At 60.2% G+C, this 22,321-nt stretch carries 17 protein-coding genes; 9 read left to right on the top strand and 8 right to left on the bottom strand.

The features are described 5' to 3' along the window. Positions 1-160: 160 nt before the first annotated feature. From OZ428_RS24770 to OZ428_RS24760, 3 genes are all read right to left on the bottom strand, one after another. Positions 161-1,111 carry a transposase gene (locus OZ428_RS24770; protein WP_269131116.1) on the bottom strand — a complete coding sequence of 317 codons (951 nt, stop codon included), beginning with the start codon at positions 1,109-1,111 and terminating at the stop codon, positions 161-163. Positions 1,112-1,348: 237 nt separating this feature from the next. Beyond that, positions 1,349-2,914, bottom strand: coding sequence for a methyl-accepting chemotaxis protein (locus OZ428_RS24765; protein ID WP_033900592.1), 1,566 nt, complete (start codon positions 2,912-2,914; stop codon positions 1,349-1,351). 73 nt (positions 2,915-2,987) lie between these two features. Continuing rightward, positions 2,988-3,779 carry a CPBP family intramembrane glutamic endopeptidase gene (locus tag OZ428_RS24760; protein ID WP_061449223.1) on the bottom strand — a complete coding sequence of 264 codons (792 nt, stop codon included), beginning with the start codon at positions 3,777-3,779 and terminating at the stop codon, positions 2,988-2,990. A gap of 408 nt (positions 3,780-4,187) precedes the next feature. On the opposite strand from OZ428_RS24760, the gene OZ428_RS24755 reads away from it, so the two are divergent. Then, entirely contained in the window at positions 4,188-5,048 is an 861-nt protein-coding gene (locus OZ428_RS24755) for a DMT family transporter (protein ID WP_269131623.1), read from the top strand. Positions 5,049-5,081: 33 nt separating this feature from the next. Here the strand turns inward: OZ428_RS24755 and OZ428_RS24750 are convergent, their stop codons facing one another. After that, a complete protein-coding gene (locus OZ428_RS24750) occupies positions 5,082-5,969 on the bottom strand; it encodes a DMT family transporter (protein ID WP_269131622.1) in 888 nt (295 codons plus the stop codon). Between the two features lie 52 nt (positions 5,970-6,021). Next, positions 6,022-7,632 (bottom strand): methyl-accepting chemotaxis protein, encoded by a 1,611-nt coding sequence (locus tag OZ428_RS24745; RefSeq protein ID WP_420492081.1) that lies wholly within the window; start codon positions 7,630-7,632, stop codon positions 6,022-6,024. A gap of 404 nt (positions 7,633-8,036) precedes the next feature. Here OZ428_RS24745 and aceK point away from each other — a divergent pair, with 404 nt between their 5' ends. The 5 genes from aceK to OZ428_RS24720 all read left to right on the top strand — a co-directional run bounded on the left by aceK (position 8,037) and on the right by OZ428_RS24720 (position 16,126). Then, the gene (gene aceK / locus OZ428_RS24740; RefSeq protein ID WP_269131621.1) at positions 8,037-9,752 is read left to right on the top strand and encodes a bifunctional isocitrate dehydrogenase kinase/phosphatase; all 1,716 of its coding nucleotides are present in this window, start codon (positions 8,037-8,039) and stop codon (positions 9,750-9,752) included. Between the two features lie 71 nt (positions 9,753-9,823). Beyond that, positions 9,824-13,735, top strand: coding sequence for an ATP-dependent RNA helicase HrpA (gene hrpA / locus OZ428_RS24735; RefSeq protein ID WP_269131620.1), 3,912 nt, complete (start codon positions 9,824-9,826; stop codon positions 13,733-13,735). 398 nt (positions 13,736-14,133) lie between these two features. After that, a complete protein-coding gene (locus tag OZ428_RS24730) occupies positions 14,134-15,255 on the top strand; it encodes a beta-ketoacyl-ACP synthase III (RefSeq protein WP_269131619.1) in 1,122 nt (373 codons plus the stop codon). 17 nt (positions 15,256-15,272) lie between these two features. Further along, positions 15,273-15,887, top strand: coding sequence for an RNA polymerase sigma factor (locus OZ428_RS24725; protein WP_016979344.1), 615 nt, complete (start codon positions 15,273-15,275; stop codon positions 15,885-15,887). Further along, complete coding sequence (locus tag OZ428_RS24720; RefSeq protein WP_177074120.1) at positions 15,881-16,126, top strand: anti-sigma factor family protein; 246 nt, start codon at positions 15,881-15,883, stop codon at positions 16,124-16,126. The genes OZ428_RS24725 and OZ428_RS24720 overlap by 7 nt, the downstream gene beginning before the upstream one ends. A 107-nt stretch (positions 16,127-16,233) precedes the next feature. Here the strand turns inward: OZ428_RS24720 and OZ428_RS24715 are convergent, their stop codons facing one another. After that, the gene (locus OZ428_RS24715; protein WP_033900606.1) at positions 16,234-17,580 is read right to left on the bottom strand and encodes a putative porin; all 1,347 of its coding nucleotides are present in this window, start codon (positions 17,578-17,580) and stop codon (positions 16,234-16,236) included. A 283-nt stretch (positions 17,581-17,863) separates the two neighbouring features. Here OZ428_RS24715 and OZ428_RS24710 point away from each other — a divergent pair, with 283 nt between their 5' ends. The 3 genes from OZ428_RS24710 (at position 17,864) to OZ428_RS24700 (ending at position 19,570) form a co-directional block, all read left to right on the top strand. Continuing rightward, positions 17,864-18,988, top strand: a complete 1,125-nt coding sequence (locus OZ428_RS24710; RefSeq protein WP_269131618.1) for a GNAT family N-acetyltransferase — start codon at positions 17,864-17,866, stop codon at positions 18,986-18,988. Positions 18,989-19,065: 77 nt separating this feature from the next. Further along, entirely contained in the window at positions 19,066-19,344 is a 279-nt protein-coding gene (locus tag OZ428_RS24705) for a BrnT family toxin (RefSeq protein WP_033900609.1), read from the top strand. Then, a complete protein-coding gene (locus OZ428_RS24700) occupies positions 19,322-19,570 on the top strand; it encodes a BrnA antitoxin family protein (RefSeq protein ID WP_016979349.1) in 249 nt (82 codons plus the stop codon). The genes OZ428_RS24705 and OZ428_RS24700 overlap by 23 nt, the downstream gene beginning before the upstream one ends. A 57-nt stretch (positions 19,571-19,627) precedes the next feature. Here OZ428_RS24700 and aqpZ read toward each other — a convergent pair whose 3' ends face one another. After that, on the bottom strand, positions 19,628-20,329 hold the full coding sequence (aqpZ, locus tag OZ428_RS24695; RefSeq protein WP_269131617.1) for an aquaporin Z: 702 nt from the start codon (positions 20,327-20,329) through the stop codon (positions 19,628-19,630). A 131-nt stretch (positions 20,330-20,460) separates the two neighbouring features. Beyond that, a complete protein-coding gene (locus OZ428_RS24690) occupies positions 20,461-22,293 on the bottom strand; it encodes an ABC transporter ATP-binding protein (RefSeq protein ID WP_269131616.1) in 1,833 nt (610 codons plus the stop codon). Positions 22,294-22,321: the final 28 nt, after the last annotated feature.

Raw genomic sequence — 22,321 nt, 5'->3', positions numbered from 1 at the left:
ATTCACACATCAAAATCTGTGAACCCAGTCCAGTGTGGGAGCAACTGTCTTTGAGGATTTATTTTAAAAATAATCCTTTCGGACATGGCTTCGCCAGTAATACCGCGTAGCGGTATTACTGGCGAAGCCCGCGCTTCAGTAAAGTGCCCCTCATTTGTTATCAGGCTGCGGGGACCTGAGATTTCTGCTCTCTCCAACCCGTGCCATCTCGCAGCATTGCGTTTAGACGAATCAAGAGCTTTCGCATGCATGCCACAACAGCGACCTTCGCAAGCTTGCCTCGCGCTCGCAGAGCCTCATATTCGGCTTTGACTTGCGGATCGTGCTGAACCATTGACCAGGTCGACATATAGGTTGCGCCACGCACCGTATAGCGCCCGCCCTCGATTGATCTAGGGCCGCTCTTCTTGCCGCTATCGTTGTTGTAGGGCGCTAACCCTGCCAAAGCCGCAATCTTGCGTCCCGACACGGTTCCAAGCTCAGGAAGAAATGCCAAGAGCGTTCCGCAGGTGATGGCTCCGATCCCTTTCACCGACCTCAGTCGTCTGGCTTTCTCCTGATCCAGCACGGTCGAGGCATCCTCAATCTCCTTACCCAATGACTTGATCTGGCCCTCCAGGTAAGCGATGTGATCGGTGTAAGTGGATATGGCTTTAGCGCATGTGGTTTGCTTCATCCGGCGCTTGTCGCTGTCCCGGCTCTTGACCAAGCTGCCTCGCAGCTTGAGCAATTCGCCCAGCTCATCCCGATCCTTATTCGGTTCAACATGCGGCAAGTCCTCGAAATCTCTCGCAAATTTCGCCAGCATCTGAGCATCGATCTTATCGGTTTTAGCTATCTTGCCCATTGCTCTCGCATAGTCGCGAGCGCGTTTTGGATTGACGCGAAAGACATTCAAACCCTCCAACCGCAAGGCTCTGAGCAATGCCCTTTCATAGCCGCCGGTGGCTTCAAGCAAGACCCTTCCCACCTCAAGCTCGTTCAGGCATGTGATCAGCCGAGTGAAGCCCTCAAGGTCATTACTGACCTGAAACTGCGTGTAATTCGCAGGAAGAAACCCCACATCCACAGTCGCTTTCGAAACATCGAGACCAACATAGTAGGAAATCATCGCCAAACCCTCTTACACTCAAGAAGTGAGAGCACTCTGACCTATCCCTAGCTTGTGATTTCGAGTTTTGCCGCTCATCCAACTGTTCGGGCTTCTGGTCAGAGTGAGAGGTGGATGGCGACTTGGCTCCCACTCGTGCTTTAAGCACCGCTGGCTTTCAGTCTGCCATCCACTGCTCTCACCCTTCTGAGTTTAAGAGATCTTGAAGACACAAGCTGGCTTGCCTGCGATAGCGGTTTACCGGTTGAACCGCTCCACCAGCGAATACTGGGTATTCGCGGTATGGGTCAGCTCTTCACTCAACTGCGCCGAATTCAACGCCTGCTCCGACGTCTGATCCGCCAGCAACGCAATGGTGCTGATGTTACGGCTGATCTCTTCGGCCACCGAGCTTTGCTCTTCAGTTGCCGCCGCGATCTGCGTGGTCATGTCGGTGATATGCGCCACCGCCTCACTGATGCCCACCAACGCCTGATCCGCCTCCATCACCCGTGCCACACCTTCTTCAGCCTGGCGGTGCCCGGCGTCCATGGTTTGCACGGCGGCGGCGGCAGTCTGTTGCAGCTTGGCGATCAGGGCATGGATCTGCCCGGTCGATTCAGCCGTGCGTTGTGCCAGTTGACGGACTTCGTCCGCGACCACCGCAAAACCCCGGCCCATTTCACCGGCGCGTGCCGCTTCAATGGCCGCGTTCAGTGCCAGTAGGTTGGTCTGGTCGGCAATGCCTTTGATCACGTCGACCACGCCGCCGATCTCATCACTGTCCTTGGCCAGTTGGGTCACGGTCACGCCGGTCTCACCCACGGCTACGGACAGGCGCTGAATCGCCTCGCGGGTTTCCCCGGCGATATCGCGGCCGCGACCGGTCAGGCGGTTAGCCTCCTGGGTCGCATCGGCGGTGCGCTGCACGTGGCTGGCGACTTCCTGGGTGGTGGCAGCCATCTGGTTGACGGCGGTCGCCACCTGCTCAGTCTCGACGCGCTGGCGCTCCAAACCGCTGGAGCTGTTATGCGCCAGAGTGTTGGACTGCGCCGCCTGATCGTTGAGGTGTTCGGCGGTGTCCTGCAAGCGCGTCAGACAGGTCTTCAGACGTGCCTCCTGGCTGAGGATCGACATCTCCAGCCGCGCCTGGGCGCCACGGCTGTCGGTGTACATCTGCGCGATCAGCGGGTCGGAGGTGGTCTGTTCGGCCAGGCGCAGCAACCGCTTGAGGCCGCGCTGTTGCCAGCTCAGGCCCAGCAGGCCCAATGGCACCGACAGCCCCGCCGCCAGGGCAAAGCCCCAGTGGGAGTTGAGGGACGCGCCGATCATGAAGCTCAACTGGCTCACCAGGATAAACGGCAGCCAGTCCTGCAGCACCGGCAGCCACTTGTCCCGCTGAGGGATCGCTGACTTGCCTTGGTTGATGCGGTGGTAGAGCGCTTCGGCCCGGCGGATCTGCTCGGCGGTGGGCTTGATGCGCACCGATTCGTAGCCGACCACCTGGTTGCCTTCGAAAACCGGCGTCACATAGGCGTTAACCCAGTAATGATCGCCAGTCTTGCAGCGGTTCTTGACGATGCCCATCCATGGCAAGCCTTGTTTGAGCGTGGACCACATGTGCGCGAACACCGCCGCCGGAACGTCCGGGTGACGGACCAGATTGTGCGGGGCACGCACCAGTTCGTCACGGGAGAACCCACTGATTTCGACGAAGGCGTCGTTGCAGTAGGTGATCACGCCTTTGGCATCTGTGGTGGAGATCAACCGTTGCTGAGCGGGGAAGGTACGTTCGCGCTGGGTAACGGGTTGGTTATTACGCATGATTGTTCAATCCGCAAGGCTTTCAGGGGGTATCGGCAAGAACGGCGGTTTATTTAACTTATTTTTGCAACAATCAACCGGCGAGCATCGGGTAGGTAAACAAGCCGAAGTGAAGCAGATTCAAACCAAAGTGCGTGGCCACTGCCGCACCCAGGCCACCAAAGCGATACGCCAGGCCATACCCCACTCCGGCGATGCTCGCCAGCAACACCCAGTGCCAGCCCGCGCCGAGGTGCACCAGCCCGAACAATAGCGAGGCCAGCAGCAGTGCGAGGTTTTCGCCATAGGGCAAGTGTTTGAAGCGCCGGCTCAAGCCGCCCTGGACATAACCCCGGAACAGCGCTTCTTCCACCAGGGTCACCAGCAGCAGGTTATTCAGCACCCACAGCCAGGCCTGTTCCGGCCATTTCGGCGCCCATGTGATCATCCCAAGCAAGGCGGCACCGCCCAAGGCCGCGATGGCGGTGAGCGTCAAGGCTAGGGCGGTCACGCAGATCGACAGGCGCAGCGAACGCCGCGCCACGATCCACGGGCAGGCCAGCAACAGCCAGAAGCCGATCAGCGGTTTGTCCTGGTTCAGGTACATCGAGAAGGGCACGGCATCGTCGGTGAGCCGTTGCGGGGCAATACCGCGCCCGTTGTAGAAACCCGGCAACCAATGCATCGCCAGGCTCAGGGCCAAGACGATAAACAACCCGTGACCCAGGTAGCGCGCCCAGGGCGTGCGCTGCTGGCGTACGGCGTAACCGGCGATCAGCAACAGGGCGACGGACACCCCCGCCAGCACCCCCAGTTGTCCGTAGATCAAGGCCAGCAGATAGCCGATGGAAAGAAGCGCCAGGTACAGCCAGGGCAATGCGATCATGGGGAATCCTTGGAAAAATCTGGACGGCATTATAGCGACCCGTCCTACAGGGCCCACATGAAAACTCCTCCATTCAGGGTGATTGCAAAACCTGTCACCGGCTGGTTATAGTCCGAGCCTCTTTATCCCTTCACACAAGATCAGCCCATGCCAGCTCGCCAGCGCACAGCGGTAGTCGATTCAGCGGTCAACGCTGCGGTCGTGCCGTGCGGGGACAAGCAGCCTGCGCAGATCAGTCACTACCCCCCACCTGTCCGTAGCACGCCGGTGTACGCAGTCGTATCACCGCCGGGTGTTGGCATTTCGGGCTGACCAGCTGATGGCTGTTCCCGTCTGCCTGCCTGAAAAAAACTACTGAGTTTCAGCGTCCGCTGAATTGGCTTTTTTGCCTGATGACAGGTGGTATCCATGTCTGTTCTTTCGAAACAATCCGTGGCCGCGGCGGCCTCGACGAGCCTGTTTGTCCTGCTGTGGAGCAGCGGGGCGATCTTCTCCAAATGGGGCCTGGCCCACGCGTCACCCTTTGCGTTTCTGTTGATCCGCTTTGCCATCGCCCTTGTGGGCTTGGTGATCCTGATACCGATCCTCAAGTTGAAACTGCCGCGTCCCGGCAAGCCCATGCGGTACGCGGCGGCAACCGGGTTGGTGCTGCTGGGGGCTTATCAGATTTTCTATCTGCTGGCCCTGGACCTCAACGTCACCCCCGGCGTGATGGCGACCCTCATGGGTGTGCAGCCGATCCTCACCGTAGTGTTGATGGAGCGCCAGCGTTCGCTGAGTCGGCTGTTTGGCCTGGCGCTGGGGTTGGCGGGGCTGATCATGGTGGTCTACCAGGGTATCGGTTTGTCCGGCATGTCGTTGGCGGGGATGCTGTTCGGGTTATTGGCGCTGGCCAGCATGACCTTCGGCTCGATCATGCAGAAACGCATCACCGACAACCCCCTGGGTACGTTGCCGGTGCAGTACCTAGCAGGCTTGCTGCTGTGTTCGGTGTTCGTACCGTTCCAACCGTTCCACTTCGAGCACGCCAGCGGTTTCTACCTGCCGGTGCTGTGGATGGGGTTGGTGGTGTCATTGCTGGCCACCTTGTTGCTGTACCGCCTGATCGCCCGGGGTAACCTGGTGAATGTCACCAGCCTGTTTTACCTGGTGCCAGCGGTGACGGCGGTGATGGATTACCTGATCTTCGGTAACCGGCTCGCGATGTTGAGCCTGCTGGGGATGGGGTTGATCATCATCGGCTTGGCCTTCGTTTTCCGTAAAGCCTGATACAACTCCCCTGTGGCGCCCGCTAGCGGGCGCCTACAGGGTTTTTTTCGGCCGCAACACCAGCCACAACGCCCCGGCAATCAACACCCCGCCATACAGATGCGCCATCGACAACGGCTCATCCAGCAGCAATGCGCCCCACAGTACGCCGAACGGCGGGATCATGAAGGTCACGGTCATCGACTTCACCGGCCCGATGGACGTCAGCAGGCGGAAATAAAGAATGTAGGCAAACGCCGTACACACCAGCCCCAAGCCCAGCAACGACACCCACACCTGCCACCCACCCCAACTCGCGGGCGGCTGGCTGATCGCGCTGTAGGCGAAGAACGGTAACAGGAACAACGTCGCACCGAGCATGCTGCCCAGGGCCGACAGGCGACTGTCCAAGCCGCCGCGCTGATCCAGCCAGCGTCGCGCCAGGAACCCGGCAAAGCCATAACAGGTGGTCGCCAGCAAGCAGGCCAGCGCGCCCATCAACAATTCCAGGTCAAACGCCACCGGCCCGGCGCGGGTCAGTACACCCACACCGAACAAGCCCAGGCACACGCCGGCAATTTTTGACGGCGTCAGGCGTTCGCTGAAAAACAGCCCGCCGATCAACACACCCATCAACGGCGTGGTGGCGTTGAAGATCGCCGAGTAACCCGCCGGCAACACCTGGGCCGCCACCGAGTACATGGTCGCCGGGATCCCGGAGTTGATCACGCCCAATAGCAACACCGTCTTGAACTTGCCCTGGAAATCCCAGCTCACGCGCATCATCGCCAAAATCACCAGCAACCCTGCGGCGGCGATCGACACACGGAAGAACGCCGTCGGCACCGTGCCGATCTCCGGCGCAATGATGCGCATGAACAGGAAGCTCGCCCCCCAAATGGCAGCAAGCCCCAGCAAATACAGGCTATCGACAGGTCTCACGCAACACTCCTACCTCAATCAGCCCGCGAGTGTTGCATGACACTTCCAATGATTACAGGACAAACCGCGTCACCAGCCCATTCAGGTCCACCGCCAGGCGCGACAATTCCTGACTGGCCGCCGACGTCTGGGTGGCGCCGGCGGCTGTCTGGGTCGACAGGTCGCGGATGTTCACCAGGCTGCGGTCCACATCGCGCGCTACCAGCGCCTGCTGTTCGGCGGCGCTGGCGATCACCAGGTTGCGCTGACTGATTTGTGAGATGGCTGCGGTGATTTTCTCCAGGGCAGTGCCGGCACTGTTGGCCCGTTGCAGGGTCTGGCCGGCATGCTCGGCGCTGCTGTTCAAGGCTTCGACGGTATCTTGGGTGCCCTGCTGGATACCGGTGATCATCTGCTCGATTTCTTCAGTAGAATCCTGGGTGCGCTGCGCCAGGGAGCGCACTTCATCGGCGACAACGGCAAAACCACGGCCGGCTTCGCCCGCGCGGGCGGCTTCAATGGCGGCGTTGAGCGCCAGCAGGTTGGTCTGCCCGGCAATGCCACGGATCACTTCCAGCACCTTGCTGATGTCCTGGGCCTGTACCGCCAGGCCTTCGGCTTTGTTTGAAGCACCGAGTACTTCGTCTACCAGGTTCTGGATCGAGCTGATGGTTTCGCTGATCTGGTAGTGGCCGTGCTTGCTGTCCTCGTCGGAGGCCTGGGACGCCTCGGCGCTGGACACCGCATTGCCCGCCACTTCGTCCACGGCCGCGCTCATTTCGGTCACGGCGGTGGCGGCCTGTTCGATCTCGTCGTTCTGCGCTTGCAGCCCTCGGGTGCTTTGTTCCATCACCGAACTCATCTCTTCGGCCGCAGACGCCAGCTGCTGCGCCGACTCGCTGATGCCACGGATAGTGCCTTGCAACTGCGCCTGCATGGTGGCCAACGCCGTGAGCAATTGCGCGGGTTCGTCCTTGCCGCTGACGGCGATCGGCTGGCTCAAGTCGCCGCCGGCAATGGTGCGTGCCACGTTCAGGGCCTGGCCGAGCGGGGCGGTGATGCTGCGGGTCAGCAGCCAGGCCAGCAGCAAGGTGGCGATCAGCGCGAACACGATGATCGAACCTACGATCCACTGCGCGCTGGAATAGGTTTGCGCGGCGGAGTCCACGGCGGTCTCCACACCGCTCTGGTTGAAGGTGATCATGTCCTCCAGGCTTTTGTTGAGGATCACGCCCTGTGGCGCCAGGCGGCTGTTGAGCAGATCGATGGCGTCCTGTTGCTGGTCTTTGTCCACCAGGGCAACAATCTGCGCGACGAGGGTCAGGTAGGCATTCACGTTACCTTCGAGCTGCTTGAGCATTTCGCGCTCTTCATCGCCGCTGAGCAGGGTTTTGTGATGGTCAAGCAAGGTTTGCAGCTCGGTGCGCTGGCGGGTGATCAGGGCTTTGCTGTTGTCACGGATCCGCGATTCGTCGGTGGTCGCCAGGCGCAACGCCTCCAGGCGGATACTGGCCACGAAGGCCGCGCTGTCGTGAATGTTCTCGATGCTCGGCATCCACGATTCTTCGATGACCAGTGCGCTCTGCCGCAACTTGGCCATCTGGCCCAGCCCAAACATCCCGACGATCACCAGCAAGCTGGCCAAAACCCCAAAACTCAGACTGGCACGCAGACCGATCCTCATGTTCCTCAATGACATCTCAATGCTCCTTGGGCGATTAGAACCTGTTCCCGGATCGGTCTTTGGACCTTGTTAGGGTGGGAGAGGGCGCGCTATATATCAAAGTGCCATCAGCGTGGTAATCAGGGTTTCCCTTAGTTGGATCCAAAGCGCTGAGCGGAGATCGCGCCCGGCGTTGTGCGAGGTTTTTCGGCATCGACCTGGCAAGCCCCGCCGTTGCAGGCGTGCGGGAAAAGCGCAGTGCGACTTTTGGGTACGTTTATTGACCGGATGGTCGAATTAAAAAAATTGAAAATAAATGTACGAAATGAACGAAGTTGTACAAGGCAGTGCAAGAAATGACCCTTCTCCTGTTCTCGTACACTGGCTAAGCTCATGGCTTCCAGATGCCCGTAGAGGTTTCCCGCATGTCGCAATCCGCCCTCGCTGTCGCCCGGATGATCCTCGATGGCTTCGACGATTACCGTGAGCACTTCCGCCAGATCACCGATGGCGCCCGCGAGCGTTTTGAAAAGGCCCAGTGGCAGCAAGGGCAGGCGGCGTCGGCGGCGCGCATCAACCTCTATGAAGAAAAGGTCAGCGAAGTGATTGCGCGTTTGCGCAGCAGCTTTGATGACGGCGCATTACTCGATGTTGACCAGTGGCCCGTGGTGAAAAGCGCCTACATCAGCCTGATCGACCTGCGCTTCGACGATGAGCTGTCCGAGACCTGGTACAACTCGATCTTCTGCGGTCTGTTCAGCCACGACCTGATCAGCGACGGCTGCATGTTCATCCACACCACCCGGCCCAGCCTGCGCCGGGCACGGGCCGCGCAGACGCGTACCTACACGCCTGCCGGGAAAATCCCGGAAATGCTCGCGCAGATCTTTGCCGACTACCGTTTCAGCGAGCCTTACGCCGACCTGGCCGGCGACCTGCGCCGCCTCGAGACCCAACTGCGGGAAAACCTGCCGGACTGGGTGTGCAAGGACCCGGACCTCAAGGTCGAGCTGTTTTCCTCGGTGCTCTACCGCAATAAAGGCGCCTACCTTGTAGGGCGTATCTACACCCGCGACGAACAATGGCCACTGGTGATCCCACTGCTGCACCGTGAAGGGCAGGGCATCCAGATCGACGCACTGATCACCGACGAAGCCGACGTGTCGATCATCTTCTCGTTTACCCGTTCCTACTTCATGGTGGATGTGCCGGTGCCGGCGGAATTCATCGGCTTTCTCAAGCGCATCCTGCCGGGCAAACACATCGCTGAGCTGTATACCTCGATCGGTTTCTACAAGCACGGCAAGTCAGAGTTCTACCGCGCCTTGATCAACCACCTGGCGACCACCGACGATCAATTCATCATGGCTCCCGGCGTGCGTGGCATGGTCATGAGCGTGTTCACGCTGCCGGGCTTCAACACGGTGTTCAAGATCATCAAGGACCGCTTTTCACCGTCGAAAAACGTCAACCGTGCCACCGTGATCGAGAAGTACCGGCTGGTCAAAAGCGTCGACCGGGTCGGGCGCATGGCCGATACCCAGGAGTTCGCCGACTTCCGTTTCCCCTTGAGCAAATTCGAGCCCGACTGCCTGGCCGAATTGCTGGAAGTGGCCGCCGGCACCGTCGAGGTGGAAGGCGACAGCGTTCTGATCCGCCACTGCTGGACCGAGCGACGCATGACCCCGCTCAACCTCTACCTCGACAACGCCAACCCCGCCCAAGTGCGCGAAGCGCTGGAAGACTACGGTCTGGCGATCAAGCAACTGGCGGCGGCCAACATCTTTCCCGGCGACATGCTGCTGAAGAATTTCGGCGTCACCCGCCACGGCCGCGTGGTGTTCTACGACTACGATGAAATCTGCTTTCTCACCGAGGCCAACTTCCGCCACATCCCCGCGCCGCGTACTCCCGAAGATGAAATGGCTTCCGAGCCCTGGTACTCGATTGGCCCGCTGGATGTATTCCCCGAGGAATTCCCGCCGTTCCTGTTTGCCGATGCTGGCCAGCGCAAGTTGTTCGATGAGCTGCATGGCGAGTTGTACAACGCCGATTACTGGAAAGGGCTGCAGGAGGCGATTCGCGCCGGCAAGGTGATCGATGTATTCCCGTACAGACGCAAAGACCGCGATAACGAATGAGGGGGCACGCTTGTGGGCGGTTTTCTGCGACAATCCGCCTCCTGCATATATAGACGACCTTTGCGTACCTGATGACCGACCAAGCGCCCACTATCGACCAACTGCTCAAGACCCTCGATCACGCCATGCTCGCCGACCGCCACCGCTTGCGGCGGCAATTGCTTGAGCTGCGCAAGAAGCCCGACGAGGAAAAGCTGGCGCAGTGGGTTGCGCGCATGCAGGCGTCTTGCGCCCAGGTCACGGCGCGGCGTGCCAGCCTGCCGGTGATCCGCTACGACGACAGCCTGCCTATTGCGGCCAAGCGTGATGAGATCAAAGCCGCGCTGAACAAGCACCAGGTGCTGATCATTGCCGGTGAGACCGGCTCGGGTAAGACCACCCAGTTGCCGAAGATCTGCCTGGAAATCGGTCGTGGCCAATTCGGCCTGATCGGTCACACCCAGCCACGGCGAATTGCGGCACGCAGCGTTGCCAGTCGGGTGGCCGAGGAGTTGGTCACGCCGTTGGGCGCGTTGGTGGGTTATCAGGTGCGTTTTGAAGACCAGAGCGATTCCAACACCCTGATCAAGCTGATGACCGACGGCATCCTGCTGGCGGAAACCCAGAACGATCGCTACCTGGAACGCTACGACACGATCATCGTCGACGAAGCCCACGAACGCAGCCTGAACATCGACTTCCTGCTGGGCTACCTGAAGACCTTGCTGCCGCGTCGTCCGGACCTGAAAGTCATCATCACCTCGGCAACCATCGACCTGGAGCGGTTTTCCAAGCATTTCGACGACGCGCCGATTGTCGAAGTGTCGGGCCGCACCTTTCCGGTGGAGACCTGGTATCGCCCGCTGACCCTGGAACAGGACGAGGAGGGCAACCGCGTCGAGGATGACTTGACCGTTGACCAGGCGATCCTCGCCACCCTCGATGAAGTCGCCGCCTATGAGCGCAGCGAGCGGCGCAGCCCTGGCGATGTGCTGGTGTTCCTGCCGGGCGAGCGCGAGATCCGCGACGCCGCCGACATGCTGCGCAAGGCCCAGCTCAAGCACACCGAAATCCTGCCGCTGTACGCGCGGCTGTCTCCAGCCGAACAGCAGCGCATCTTCCAGTCCCATCCGGGTCGGCGCGTGGTGCTGGCGACCAACGTTGCGGAAACCTCGCTGACTGTGCCGGGCATTCGTTATGTGATCGACAGCGGCACCGCGCGCATCAGCCGCTACAGCTACCGCGCCAAGGTGCAGCGCCTGCCGATCGAGGCGATTTCCCAGGCCAGCGCCAACCAGCGTAAGGGCCGTTGCGGCCGGGTCGAGCCGGGCATCTGCATCCGTTTGTACAGCGAAGAGGATTTTATCGGGCGTCCGGAATTTACCGACCCGGAGATCCTGCGCACCAACCTCGCGGCTGTGATCCTGCAGATGCTGCATCTGCGCCTCGGCGAGATCACCGATTTCCCGTTTATCGAGCCGCCGGACGGCAAGGCCATCAGCGACGGTTTCAACTTGCTGCAAGAGCTGTCGGCGGTGGACCGCAACAGTCAGCTCACGCCATTGGGCCGTCAGTTGGCGCGCCTGCCGGTGGACCCGCGCATGGGCCGCATGCTGCTGGAAGCCGCCAAGCTCGGCAGCTTGCAGGAAGTACTGATCGTCGCCAGCGCCATGTCGATCCAGGACCCGCGCGAGCGTCCGCCGGAGCGCCAACAGGCCGCCGACCAGGCGCACGCACAGTGGAAAGATCCGGATTCGGACTTCGCCGGGTTGGTCAATCTGTGGCGCGGTTTTGAAGAGCAGCGCCAGGCACTGACAGCGAGCCCGTTGCGCAACTGGTGCCGCAAGAACTTCCTCAACTACCTGCGTTTGCGCGAGTGGCGCGACTCCCATCGTCAGTTGAGCCTGATCTGCCGCGACATGCAGTTGACCGTCAATAAAGAACCGGCGGATTTCCCGAAACTGCACAAGGCGGTGCTGTCCGGCCTGCTCAGCCAGATCGGCCAGAAAACCGAAGACGGCGATTACCTCGGCGCACGCCAGCGCCGTTTCTGGATTCACCCGTCCTCGGGCATCGGCAAGAAGCGTCCGCAATGGCTGATGACCGCCGAGCTGGTGGAAACCACCAAGCTGTATGCGCGCATGGTCGCCAAGATCGACGCCGACTGGATCGAGCCGCTGGCCGGGCATTTGATCAAGAAAAATCACTTCGAACCCCATTGGGAGAAGAAGCGCGGCCAGGTGGTGGCCTTTGAGCAGATCACCCTGTTCGGGTTGATTGTGGTCGGGCGTCGCCCGGTGCATTACGGGCCGATTGACCCGGTGGTGTCCCGCGAGCTGTTTATCCGCGAAGGCCTGGTGCGTGGCGAGATCCAGTCGCGGGCCAAGTGCCTCACGGCCAACCAGCAACTGCTGGAGCAACTCGACGAACTGGAAGCCAAGGCGCGCCGTCGCGACATCCTGGCGGACGAAGAAACCCTGTTCGCCTTCTACGACGCGCGGTTGCCGGCGGAGATCCACCAGACCGCGACCTTCGACAGTTGGTACAAGGTCAACAGCCAGAAAGACCCGCAACTGCTGATCATGCGCGAAGAGGACGTACTGGCCCGTGAGGCCAGTGAAGTCACCGCCGCGCATTATCCGGACACCCTGCACCTGGGCGACCTGGAATTGGCGCTGAGTTACCACTTCGAACCCAATCACCCACGCGACGGTGTGACCCTGCGCGTGCCGGCGCCGCTTTTGCCTGCATTGCCGCCAGAGCGCCTGGAATGGCTGGTGCCGGGGGTGATCGAAGCCAAATGCATCGCCCTGGTACGCAACCTGCCCAAAGCGCTGCGCAAGAACTTCGTGCCGGTGCCGGACTTCGTCAAGGCTGCGCTGCAACGCATCGAATTCGGCCAGGGTTCGTTGCCCCAGGCGCTGGGCCGTGAGTTATTGCGCATGACCGGGGCGCGGGTCAGCGATGAAGCCTGGGCCGAAGCCGCGCAGCAGGTCGAAAGCCACCTGAAGATGAACCTGGAGGTGGTCGATGGCCAAGGCAAGTTCCTCGGCGAAGGCCGCGACCTGGCCGAACTGACGGCACGTTTTGCGGAGGCCAGTCAGGCCGCGCTGGCCGTGCCGCAAACCGCGAAAAGCCAACAGCCGGTGGAAGCCAAGGTGTTTGCGGCGGTGGCGGAAAAGACTCAACAGAAGATCGCCGGGCTGTCGATGACGGTGTATCCGGCGCTGGTGGAAGAAAACGGCACGGTCAAGGAAGGGCGCTTCTCCACGGCCGCCGAGGCGGAGTTCCAGCATCGCCGCGCCTTGCAGCGTTTGCTGATGCAACAACTGGCGGAACCGGCGAAATTCCTGCGTGGCAAATTGCCGGGCCTCACCGAGCTGGGCCTGATGTACCGCGAATTGGGCCGCATCGATGCACTGGTGGAAGACATCCTGCTGGCCAGCCTCGACACCTGTGTACTCGAAGGCGAAGCCAACCTGCCGCGTGATGGCGCAGGCCTGGCCGCCTTGGCCGAGCGCAAGCGTGGCAGTTGGACCGAACACGCCGAGCGCCTGGCGCGCCTGACCCTGGACGTGCTGAAACTGTGGCACGGCCTGCAGAAACGCTTCAAAGGCAAGATTGACCTCGCCCAGGCCGTGGCCCTGAACGACATCAAGCAGCAGCTGAGCAACTTGGTGTACCCGGGTTTTGTGCGGGAAACCCCGGCGCAATGGTTCAAGGAATTGCCGCGTTACCTCAAGGCCATTGAGTTGCGCCTGGAGAAACTGCCGAGCCAGGTGCAAAAGGATCGGGTGTGGAGCGGCGAACTGGCCGGTTTGTGGACGCAGTACGAAAACCGTCTGAAAAAACATGCCCAGGAAGGTAAACGCGACCCTCAGCTGGAGCTTTATCGCTGGTGGCTGGAGGAATATCGCGTGTCGTTGTTTGGCCAGCAACTGGGCACCAAAGTACCGATTTCCGACAAGCGCTTGAGCAAACAATGGAGCTTGGTCGAAGCTTGACCCCCCGTAGATCCTCTGTGGTGTGGTGAGCGGGCTTGTTGTGGTGAGCGGGCTTGCCCCGCGCTGGGGCGCGAAGCGGCCCCTCGTACAGGCAATCAAGATACTGCTGAAACACCACAGGGTCTGGAATGGGGCCGCTTCGCGCCCCAGCGCGAGCAAGCTCGCTCACCACAGGGTTGTGTGTAAGCCTCTGACTAGGGTGTTTATCTGGCATATGGCGCCAAATCCCAGGGTTTGTGGCAAACTTCGCGCCTATAAATGCCGGGATCGTCGTGAAGGGCTGCGACGCGATGGAATAAAGCGATGCCAGTTTGATGTCCGCTGGGCGGGATCGAACTACTTATAGTTTGGTACGACGGTACCAATATCTTCTGCCTGACAGATTTAGAGGAACGACCGTGCATAACGTCGTCATCAGCGGCACTGGCCTGTACACCCCGGCCAACAGCATCTCCAACGAAGAGCTGGTGCAGTCTTTCAATGCCTACGTGCATCAGTTCAACAGCGACAACGCCGCCGACATCGAGCGAGGTGACGTGCAGCCGCTGACCGAATCCAGTGCAGCCTTTATCGAAAAAGCCTCGGGTATCAAGAGCCGTTTCGTGATGGACAAGGACGGCATTCTCGACCCGCAGCGCATGGCTCCACGCCTGCCCGAGCGCAGCAACGATGAATGGTCAGTGCTCTGCCAGATGGCCGTCGGTGCTGCCGAACAGGCCCTGCAACGCGCCGGCAAGACCGCCGCCGACATCGACGGTGTGATTGTCGCGTGCTCCAATCTGCAACGCGCCTACCCGGCCATCGCTATTGAAGTCCAGGAAGCGCTGGGTATCGAAGGGTTTGGTTTCGACATGAACGTGGCGTGTTCCTCGGCCACCTTCGGCATCCAGAACGCCGCCAACAGCATCCAACTGGGCCAGGCGCGGGCGATTTTGATGGTCAACCCGGAAGTCTGCACCGGCCACCTGAATTTCCGCGACCGTGACAGCCACTTCATCTTTGGTGATGCGGCCACTGCCGTGGTCCTGGAGCGCGCCGACCTGGCGACTTCCGAGCATCAGTTCGATGTGGTGAGCACCAAGCTGCTGACCAAGTTCTCGAATAACATCCGCAACAACTTCGGTTTCCTCAACCGCACGGCGGAAGAAGGCATCGGCGCGCCCGACAAGCTGTTCGTGCAGGAAGGCCGCAAGGTATTCCGCGATGTGTGCCCGATGGTGGCCGAGCTGATCGGCGTGCATTTGCAAGAAAACCAGCTGAACGTAGCCGATGTGAAGCGCTTCTGGCTGCATCAGGCCAACCTGAGCATGAACCACCTGATCGTGAAGAAACTGCTGGGCCGCGAAGCCTCGGTGGAAGAAGCGCCGGTGATCCTCGATACTTACGCCAATACCAGCTCGGCGGGCTCTGTCATTGCATTCCACAAATACCAGGATGATTTGACCAAGGGCTCCGTGGCGGTACTCAGCTCGTTTGGCGCGGGCTATTCGATCGGCAGCGTGATCCTGCGCAAACGCTAAGACAATCGAGGTCTTGAATGGCAGCAGCGGACGACGCGCACCTGCTTGAACGCCTGCTCAAGGGTGAGCAGCGGGCCTACAAGGAATTGGTCACCACCTACCAGAGCGCCATGCGGGCGGTGGCTTATGCCATTGTCGGCCAGCGTCACGCCGACGAAGTCGTGCAAGACGCCTGGCTGTCGGTGGTGCGCAACCTGGCCAAGTTCGAAGGGCGTTCCAGCCTCAAGACCTGGCTGCTGACCATCACCGCCAACGCCGCCAAGGGGCGCTATAAGCAGAATCGTCGCGAAGTGTTGCTCGACGACCTGCCTTCGCCCCATGGCACGATTGGTGATGATCGCTTTTCCCCCGATGATGGCCACTGGGCCGTCGCCCCCTACGCCTGGCACCAGGACACTCCGGAAGCCCTGCTGACCGAGGATGAACTGCGTAAATGCCTGGAGCATACGTTGCTGAGTCTGTCTGAGTTGCAGAGCAGCGTGCTGGTGCTGCGTGAGCGCCAGGGCTTGGAGTTGGAAGAGATCTGTAATCTTCTGACGCTGTCGCTCTCCAATGTCCGTGTGCTGTTGCATCGAGCACGGCTTAAAGTCTTCGCCACGGTGGAGCATTTTGAGGAAACGGGCGAATGTTGACCTGTAAAGAACAAGTGGCACGTTCCAGTGACTATCTCGATGGGCAATTGACGTTTCGCGAGCGTCTGCTGGTGCGTCATCACTTGATGTTCTGCCCGAACTGCCGTCGGTTTATCCGCCAGATGCGCCTGATGCAGGCGACGCTGAAGATAATGCCGGATGAGCCGGTAGAGGGTGTGGAGGCCTTGGCGCAGCGGTTGGCTGAAGAACGACTCAAGGATCACAAAGGCGGGGAATAAGCAGGCTCGCGTGGATGGATCGGACGGATGATGGGGACCGATCCACCCACGCAAGACTGTTGCAGCGACCTCGGGCCGTCCTGGCCCAAGGCTTTTAACTCTTACATTTAGAACTTGGCTTCTGCGTCCAGCTGCAGGGTATTGGCGTTCGCGTCGCGATAGCCAGGGGCGCTGGCGTAGTCCGCTTTGGTCAGGAAGTAAGTGGCGCCGACCGCGAAGTTCTTGTCGATGTCGTAACCGACCTTGAACTTGTGGCCGCGTGCACCGGTGAAGCCGCCGGCGAAGTCCGAGTCGGTGAGCGCGCCGACCACTGCGTAACGTTGTACGTCGCGGTAGTTGTAGTCCAGGTTGAAGCCGAAGACCTTGGACTTGGCACCGAGCAACCAGGCAGTGTCCTGATCTTTGTCTGTGGCTTTGGTGTTTTGCACGTACTGGCCATAGAACGACAGCGGAACAGCCAGGCCACCGATGTCGATTTGGCTGAAGCCTTCATACAAACGGTACTCGCTGGCATTGCCGGCGGTGGTGTTCGCGATGGTTTCGGCCGGGGTCAGGCATTGGAAGGAGCCAGCGGTTGGGCAACGGCTGTCTTCATCGTTCTGGAACGCGTAGACGCTGCCGCCCACGGTCAGTTTCAGGTTGTCGGTCAGCGAGAAGCGCGAACCCAACTGGCCTGCCGTCATGCGCAGGTCGTTGCGAAATTGCACGCCGTCGCCGTTGACGTTGTCCTTGAGGTTGTAGTTACCCAGGCTGCCGAACAGCTCGGCGCTGCTGCCCAGTGGGTATTTGTAGGTGACGGCCAGGCCTTCCGGGTTGATATCGCTGTCCCAGATCACGTCGCCCATGCTGACCCACGGTTGCAGCATTTTGCCGCCGATCACGTGCAGGTTCTTGATTTGAGTCGGGTGGTAGTCGATGTAGCCAAGGTCCAGCCAGATCGACTTCTTGTTGAAGTAGCCGTCCAGGTCCTGGTTGGTGGAGCGGGCGTCGTCGCTGCTGCCGGTGGCGATACGGATGCCGGTGTCGACTTGTGAGTTGATCTCGGTATAGGCGCCCAGACGCGCACGGATGCGCTCACGATCCTTGTCTTTGCCGCCGTTGTTCGGGGTGCCGTCGATCTTGATGGTTTCGTGGCGGAAGCGCACGTCACCCTTGAGTTGAGTCTTGGCCGCCCAGGCCAGCTTCTGGTCGAAGCTGCTCAGCTCGTTGGTTTTCTTCGCGGTGGCCGCGATCTGTTCGTTGGTCTCTTGTTGAGCTTGCCGTGCGATCTGCTGCTCTTTCTGGTCCCGTGCCAGTTCAGCTTGCAGTTCGCTGTACTGAGCATTGGTGATCTGGCCGTTGGCCTTGAGCATGTCGAGCAATTTAGCGTCGACTGCAGCGCTGGCCGGAACGCTCAGGGCCAGTAACAGGCCGCCGCACAGGACCGCCGCAGTTTTAGTGGAAGCAAGACGCATATCAATCTCCGAAAGTGAGGAGGGATGGCAAACCATCCAGGACACAACCGACCGATGACGGACGGAAAAATAACCACCTGCTAGAACCAGGCGCTCTAAAAACAGGCGTCAGTATCACGATCGTTTATGACGGAGCAGTGGCGAAGTGATGTCATCTAGATGACAAATTTTTCATGTTAGGAACTATTGGTTTGGAGCCTTGTCGCGCGAAACGGGGGTGTGCCGAAGCCGGCAATCAGCGATACTCGCCAGGCTTTCACGCCCTGAAGTAGTGAGGATGCCGATGCCGTTGCAACGCCTGGACAGCCTGTCCGAGATCGCCCCGCAAGCCTGGGATGCGCTGGTGCCACAGGCCCAGCCGTTCGTGCGGCACGCCTTCCTGAGCGCATTGGAAGACAGCGCCAGCCTGGGCCCGCAATCGGGCTGGCAACCGGAGCATTTGCTGCATTGGGAAGGTGATCGGCTGGTGGCGGCACTGCCCAGTTACCGCAAGTGGCATTCCTACGGCGAGTACGTGTTTGATCACGGTTGGGCGGATGCCTGCGAACGGGCAGGCATTGAGTATTACCCTAAGTTGCTGACCGCCGTGCCGTTCAGCCCGGTCAGTGGGCCACGCCTGCTGGCGGCGAGTGCAGACGATGGTCTAGAGCTGCTAAAGAGCCTGCCGGGTTACCTGGAAATCGAAGGGCTCTCGAGCGCCCACATAAACTTCACCGACGAACTGGCCGATGCGGCACTGGCCCAACAACCGGGATGGCTGCAGCGTTTGGGTTGTCAGTTTCACTGGCAGAACCGGGGTTACCGCGATTTCCAGGATTTTCTTGATGCCTTGAGTTCACGCAAGCGCAAACAGATGCGCAAAGAGCGCGAGCAAGTGGCAGGGCAGGGCATCGACTTCCAGTGGCTGCAAGGCCATGAACTGAGCGAAGCCCAGTGGGATTTCGTCTACGCCTGCTATGCCAACACCTACGCGATCCGCCGCCAATCTCCTTACCTCACCCGTGCGTTCTTCAGCCTGTTGGCCGACCGCATGCCCGAAGCGATCCGCGTGGTCCTGGCCAAACAAGGCACACGCCCAGTGGCCATGGCCTTCAGCCTGATCGGAGGCGACAGCTTCTACGGCCGCTACTGGGGTTGCCTGGCAGAGTTCGACCGCCTGCATTTCGAGACCTGTTTCTACCAGGGTATGGATTACGCCATCGCTCATGGCCTGCAACGTTTCGATGCGGGGGCACAGGGCGAGCACAAGTTGATCCGTGGGTTTGAGCCGGTGATTACACGGTCATGGCACTACCTGCGCCATCCGGGCTTGAAGAATGCGGTTGAGGATTTTCTGGAGCGCGAGCGGGTGGGGATTGTGGCGTATGCGCAGGAGGCGAGGGGAGCCCTGCCTTATCGGCAGGGCTGAACCACTGGTCTGGCGGCGCTTCAAACCAAGACTGAAATCGTTATCCTGTATGTACAAAAGTACATACAGGATGTGCCATGTTATTTGAGTGGGATGAATCCAAAAATAACGCCAATATTGTTAAGCACGGCATCGATTTCAATGACGTCCCGGATATCTTTAGGCACCCAATGCTGGCCTTACGCGATGATCGAGCGGATTATGGCGAGGAGCGTTGGATTAGTATTGGCTGGATCAAATTGTTAATAGGTGTGGTCGTATACACCGAACGACGTGGTGATGTGATCCGTATCATCTCCGCCCGAAAAGCAACCAAGAAGGAGGCCAAATATTATGACGCAAACATCGAAAACTGATTGGGAGCGCTTGGCCAAAATGAATGATAAAGAGATCGATACCAGCGATATCCCTGAGCTGGATGCCGATTTTTTCCGGCGTGCTGAGTTACGTGTCCCCGTGAAGCAGGCGGTCACTATCAGGCTAGACGCTGACGTATTGGAGTGGTTCAAAGGTCAAGGATCTGGTTACCAGACGCGCATAAATCAGCTATTGCGCCAGTACATGCAGGCCCATCAAGGGTGATTGGCGTTTAGAAAAGTTCAGCCCTGCCTTTATCGGCAGGACTGAACCCAGCTTGCCTCAGCCCGGCGCCTCCTTGCCAAGCCATCGATAGGTAACCCCACCCATCACCGCACCCAGGATCGGCGCGAGCCAGAACATCCACAACTGCTGGATCGCCCACCCGCCGACGATCAGGGCCGGGCCGGTACTGCGGGCCGGGTTGACCGAGGTGTTGGTCACGGGAATGGAGATCAGGTGGATGAGTGTCAGCGCCAGGCCGATCGCGATGGGCGCGAGGCCCGGTGGGGCGCGGCGGTCGGTGGCGCCGAGGATGATCACCACGAACATGGCGGTCATCACCAGCTCACTGACAAACCCCGCCGCCATCGAATACCCGCCGGGCGAATGCTCGCCATAGCCGTTGGACGCCAGGCCCGACGCCAGTTCGAACCCCGGTTTGCCGCTGGCAATGAAATACAGCAGCGCAGCGGCGATCGTACCGCCGACCACCTGCGCCACGATGTACGCCGGCAGTTCCCTGGCCGGGAACCGTCCGCCTACCACCAGCCCCACCGACACTGCCGGGTTGAGGTGACAACCGCTGATATGCCCGATGGCGAACGCCATGGTCAGCACCGTGAGCCCGAATGCCAGGGACACGCCCAACAATCCGATCCCGACTGCGGGGAACGCTGCGGCCAGCACCGCACTCCCGCAACCGCCCAACACCAACCAAAATGTACCTAGCCCCTCTGTGATTGAACGCTTGAACAAAGACATGCAACCCGTCCTTGATAGATCGCTCTACCGGATCCGTAAATCAGTGATGCTCCCTGCAGATTTACTTCAGCGCCCGTCTGGGCACTGCACTGATTACAGCAGGATTGCGGCAAAAGTGTAGGTACGAGGGTTCAATCGATACCGACGAACCCGCCCGTCTGGTGCTGCCACAACCGCGCATACAGCCCGCCATGGGCAAGCAGCTCGGCGTGACTGCCACTTTCGGCGATCTGGCCTTTCTCCAGCACCACCAGGCGATCCATCCGTGCAATGGTCGACAACCGGTGCGCGATCGCAATCACCGTCTTGCCCTGCATCAGGGTTTCCAGGCTCTCCTGGATCGCCGCTTCCACTTCCGAATCCAACGCGGAGGTGGCTTCGTCCATGATCAGGATCGGCGCGTCCTTGAGCAGCACGCGGGCAATGGCGATACGCTGACGCTGCCCGCCGGAAAGCTTCACCCCGCGCTCACCGACATGCGCATCCAGCCCGGTGCGGCCTTCGGAGTCCGACAGCAATGGGATGAACTCATCGGCGCGCGCCTTGTGTACGGCGGCCCAGAGTTCTTCGTCGGTGGCGTCGGGCTTGCCGTACAGCAGGTTGTCGCGGATCGAACGGTGCAGCAGCGACGTGTCCTGGGTGATCATGCCGATCTGTTCGCGCAGGGATTCCTGGGCGACCTCGGCAATGTTCTGGCCATCGATCAGGATGCGTCCGCCTTGCAGGTCGTACAGGCGCAGCAGCAGGTTGACCAAGGTCGACTTGCCGGCACCCGATGGGCCGATCAACCCGATCTTTTCGCCAGCCTTGATCTCAAGGTTCAGGCCGCCAATGATCCCGCTCTTCTTGCCGTAGTGGAAATCCACCTGTTCGAAGCGCACTTCGCCCCGTGGCACGCTCAAGCGTGGGGCATGCTCGCGGTCGATCACGGCGAGCGGTTGGGCGATGGTTTTCAGGCCGTCCTGCACCTGGCCGATGTTCTCGAAAATGCCGTTGACCACCCACATGATCCAGCCGGACATGTTGACGATACGGATCACCAAACCGGTGGCCAGGGCAATCGCGCCCACCGAGATCAGCGACTGCGTCCACAACCACAGGGCCAGGCCGGTGGTGGTGACGATCAGCATGCCGTTCATGGTGGTGATCACGATGTCCATGCTGGTCACCACGCGGCTGGCCAGTTGGGTTTTTTCGGTTTGCTCGATGATCGCTTCCTTGGCGTATTCCTGCTCATAGCGGGTATGGGCGAACAGCTTCAAGGTGGTGATGTTGGTGTAGCCGTCGACGATGCGGCCCATCAATTTGGAACGCGCTTCGGAGGAAATCACCGAGCGCTCCTTCACCCGTGGCACGAAGTAGCGCAGCGCCAGGCTGTAGCAAAGAATCCAGCTCACCAGCGGAATCATCAGGCGCCAGTCGGCCTCGGCAAACAGCACCAGGGAGCTGATGGCGTAGATCGCCACGTGCCAGATCGCATCCACTGCCGCCACCGCAGAGTCGCGCAGGGAGTTGCCGGTCTGCATGATGCGCTGGGCAATACGCCCGGCGAAGTCGTTCTGGAAGAAATTCAGGCTCTGCTTGAGCACGTAACTGTGGTTCTGCCAGCGGATCAGGCTGGTCATGCCGGGGCTGATGGTCTGGTGCACCAGCAGGTCATGCAGGGCGCCGAAGATCGGGCGCAACAGCAGGGCGACCACGGCCATCCAGATCAGCTCGGTGCTGTGCAGTTGGAAGAAGTTGGCCGGAGGCGTGCCCTGGGCCAGGTCGATGATGCGGCTCAGGTAGCTGAACAGTGCGACTTCGATCAACGCACCGATCAGGCCCACCACCAGCAAGGCGGCGAAATGCGGCCACACCTGGCGCAGGTAGTAGAGGTAGAAGGGCAAGACTTTGTCGGGCGGGGCTTCGCTGGGGGCGTCGCGGAAAATATCGATCAGTTGTTCAAAACGACGATAGAGCATTAGGGTTGACGCCCGCAGGGCGGGCTCT

This window comes from Pseudomonas sp. GXZC, assembly GCF_026967615.1.
Taxonomy (GTDB): Bacteria; Pseudomonadota; Gammaproteobacteria; order Pseudomonadales; family Pseudomonadaceae; genus Aquipseudomonas; species Aquipseudomonas azotoformans_A.
The sequence above is the reverse complement of the archived record's forward strand: the minus strand, read 5'-3'. Positions and strand labels throughout refer to the sequence as shown.

Bases quoted from the DNA above. Each gene is read 5' to 3' on its own strand.
- OZ428_RS24720 (WP_177074120.1), top strand. From the start codon at position 15,881: ATGTTGACCTGTAAAGAACAAGTGGCACGTTCCAGTGACTATCTCGAT.
- aceK (WP_269131621.1), top strand. From the start codon at position 8,037: ATGTCGCAATCCGCCCTCGCTGTCGCCCGGATGATCCTCGATGGCTTC.
- OZ428_RS24760 (WP_061449223.1), bottom strand. From the start codon at position 3,779: ATGATCGCATTGCCCTGGCTGTACCTGGCGCTTCTTTCCATCGGCTAT.
- hrpA (WP_269131620.1), top strand. From the start codon at position 9,824: ATGACCGACCAAGCGCCCACTATCGACCAACTGCTCAAGACCCTCGAT.
- OZ428_RS24765 (WP_033900592.1), bottom strand. From the start codon at position 2,914: ATGCGTAATAACCAACCCGTTACCCAGCGCGAACGTACCTTCCCCGCT.
- OZ428_RS24755 (WP_269131623.1), top strand. From the start codon at position 4,188: ATGTCTGTTCTTTCGAAACAATCCGTGGCCGCGGCGGCCTCGACGAGC.
- OZ428_RS24700 (WP_016979349.1), top strand. From the start codon at position 19,322: ATGACGCAAACATCGAAAACTGATTGGGAGCGCTTGGCCAAAATGAAT.
- OZ428_RS24705 (WP_033900609.1), top strand. From the start codon at position 19,066: ATGTTATTTGAGTGGGATGAATCCAAAAATAACGCCAATATTGTTAAG.
- aqpZ (WP_269131617.1), bottom strand. From the start codon at position 20,329: ATGTCTTTGTTCAAGCGTTCAATCACAGAGGGGCTAGGTACATTTTGG.
- OZ428_RS24715 (WP_033900606.1), bottom strand. From the start codon at position 17,580: ATGCGTCTTGCTTCCACTAAAACTGCGGCGGTCCTGTGCGGCGGCCTG.
- OZ428_RS24745 (WP_420492081.1), bottom strand. From the start codon at position 7,632: ATGAGGATCGGTCTGCGTGCCAGTCTGAGTTTTGGGGTTTTGGCCAGC.
- OZ428_RS24710 (WP_269131618.1), top strand. From the start codon at position 17,864: ATGCCGTTGCAACGCCTGGACAGCCTGTCCGAGATCGCCCCGCAAGCC.
- OZ428_RS24770 (WP_269131116.1), bottom strand. From the start codon at position 1,111: ATGATTTCCTACTATGTTGGTCTCGATGTTTCGAAAGCGACTGTGGAT.
- OZ428_RS24690 (WP_269131616.1), bottom strand. From the start codon at position 22,293: ATGCTCTATCGTCGTTTTGAACAACTGATCGATATTTTCCGCGACGCC.
- OZ428_RS24725 (WP_016979344.1), top strand. From the start codon at position 15,273: ATGGCAGCAGCGGACGACGCGCACCTGCTTGAACGCCTGCTCAAGGGT.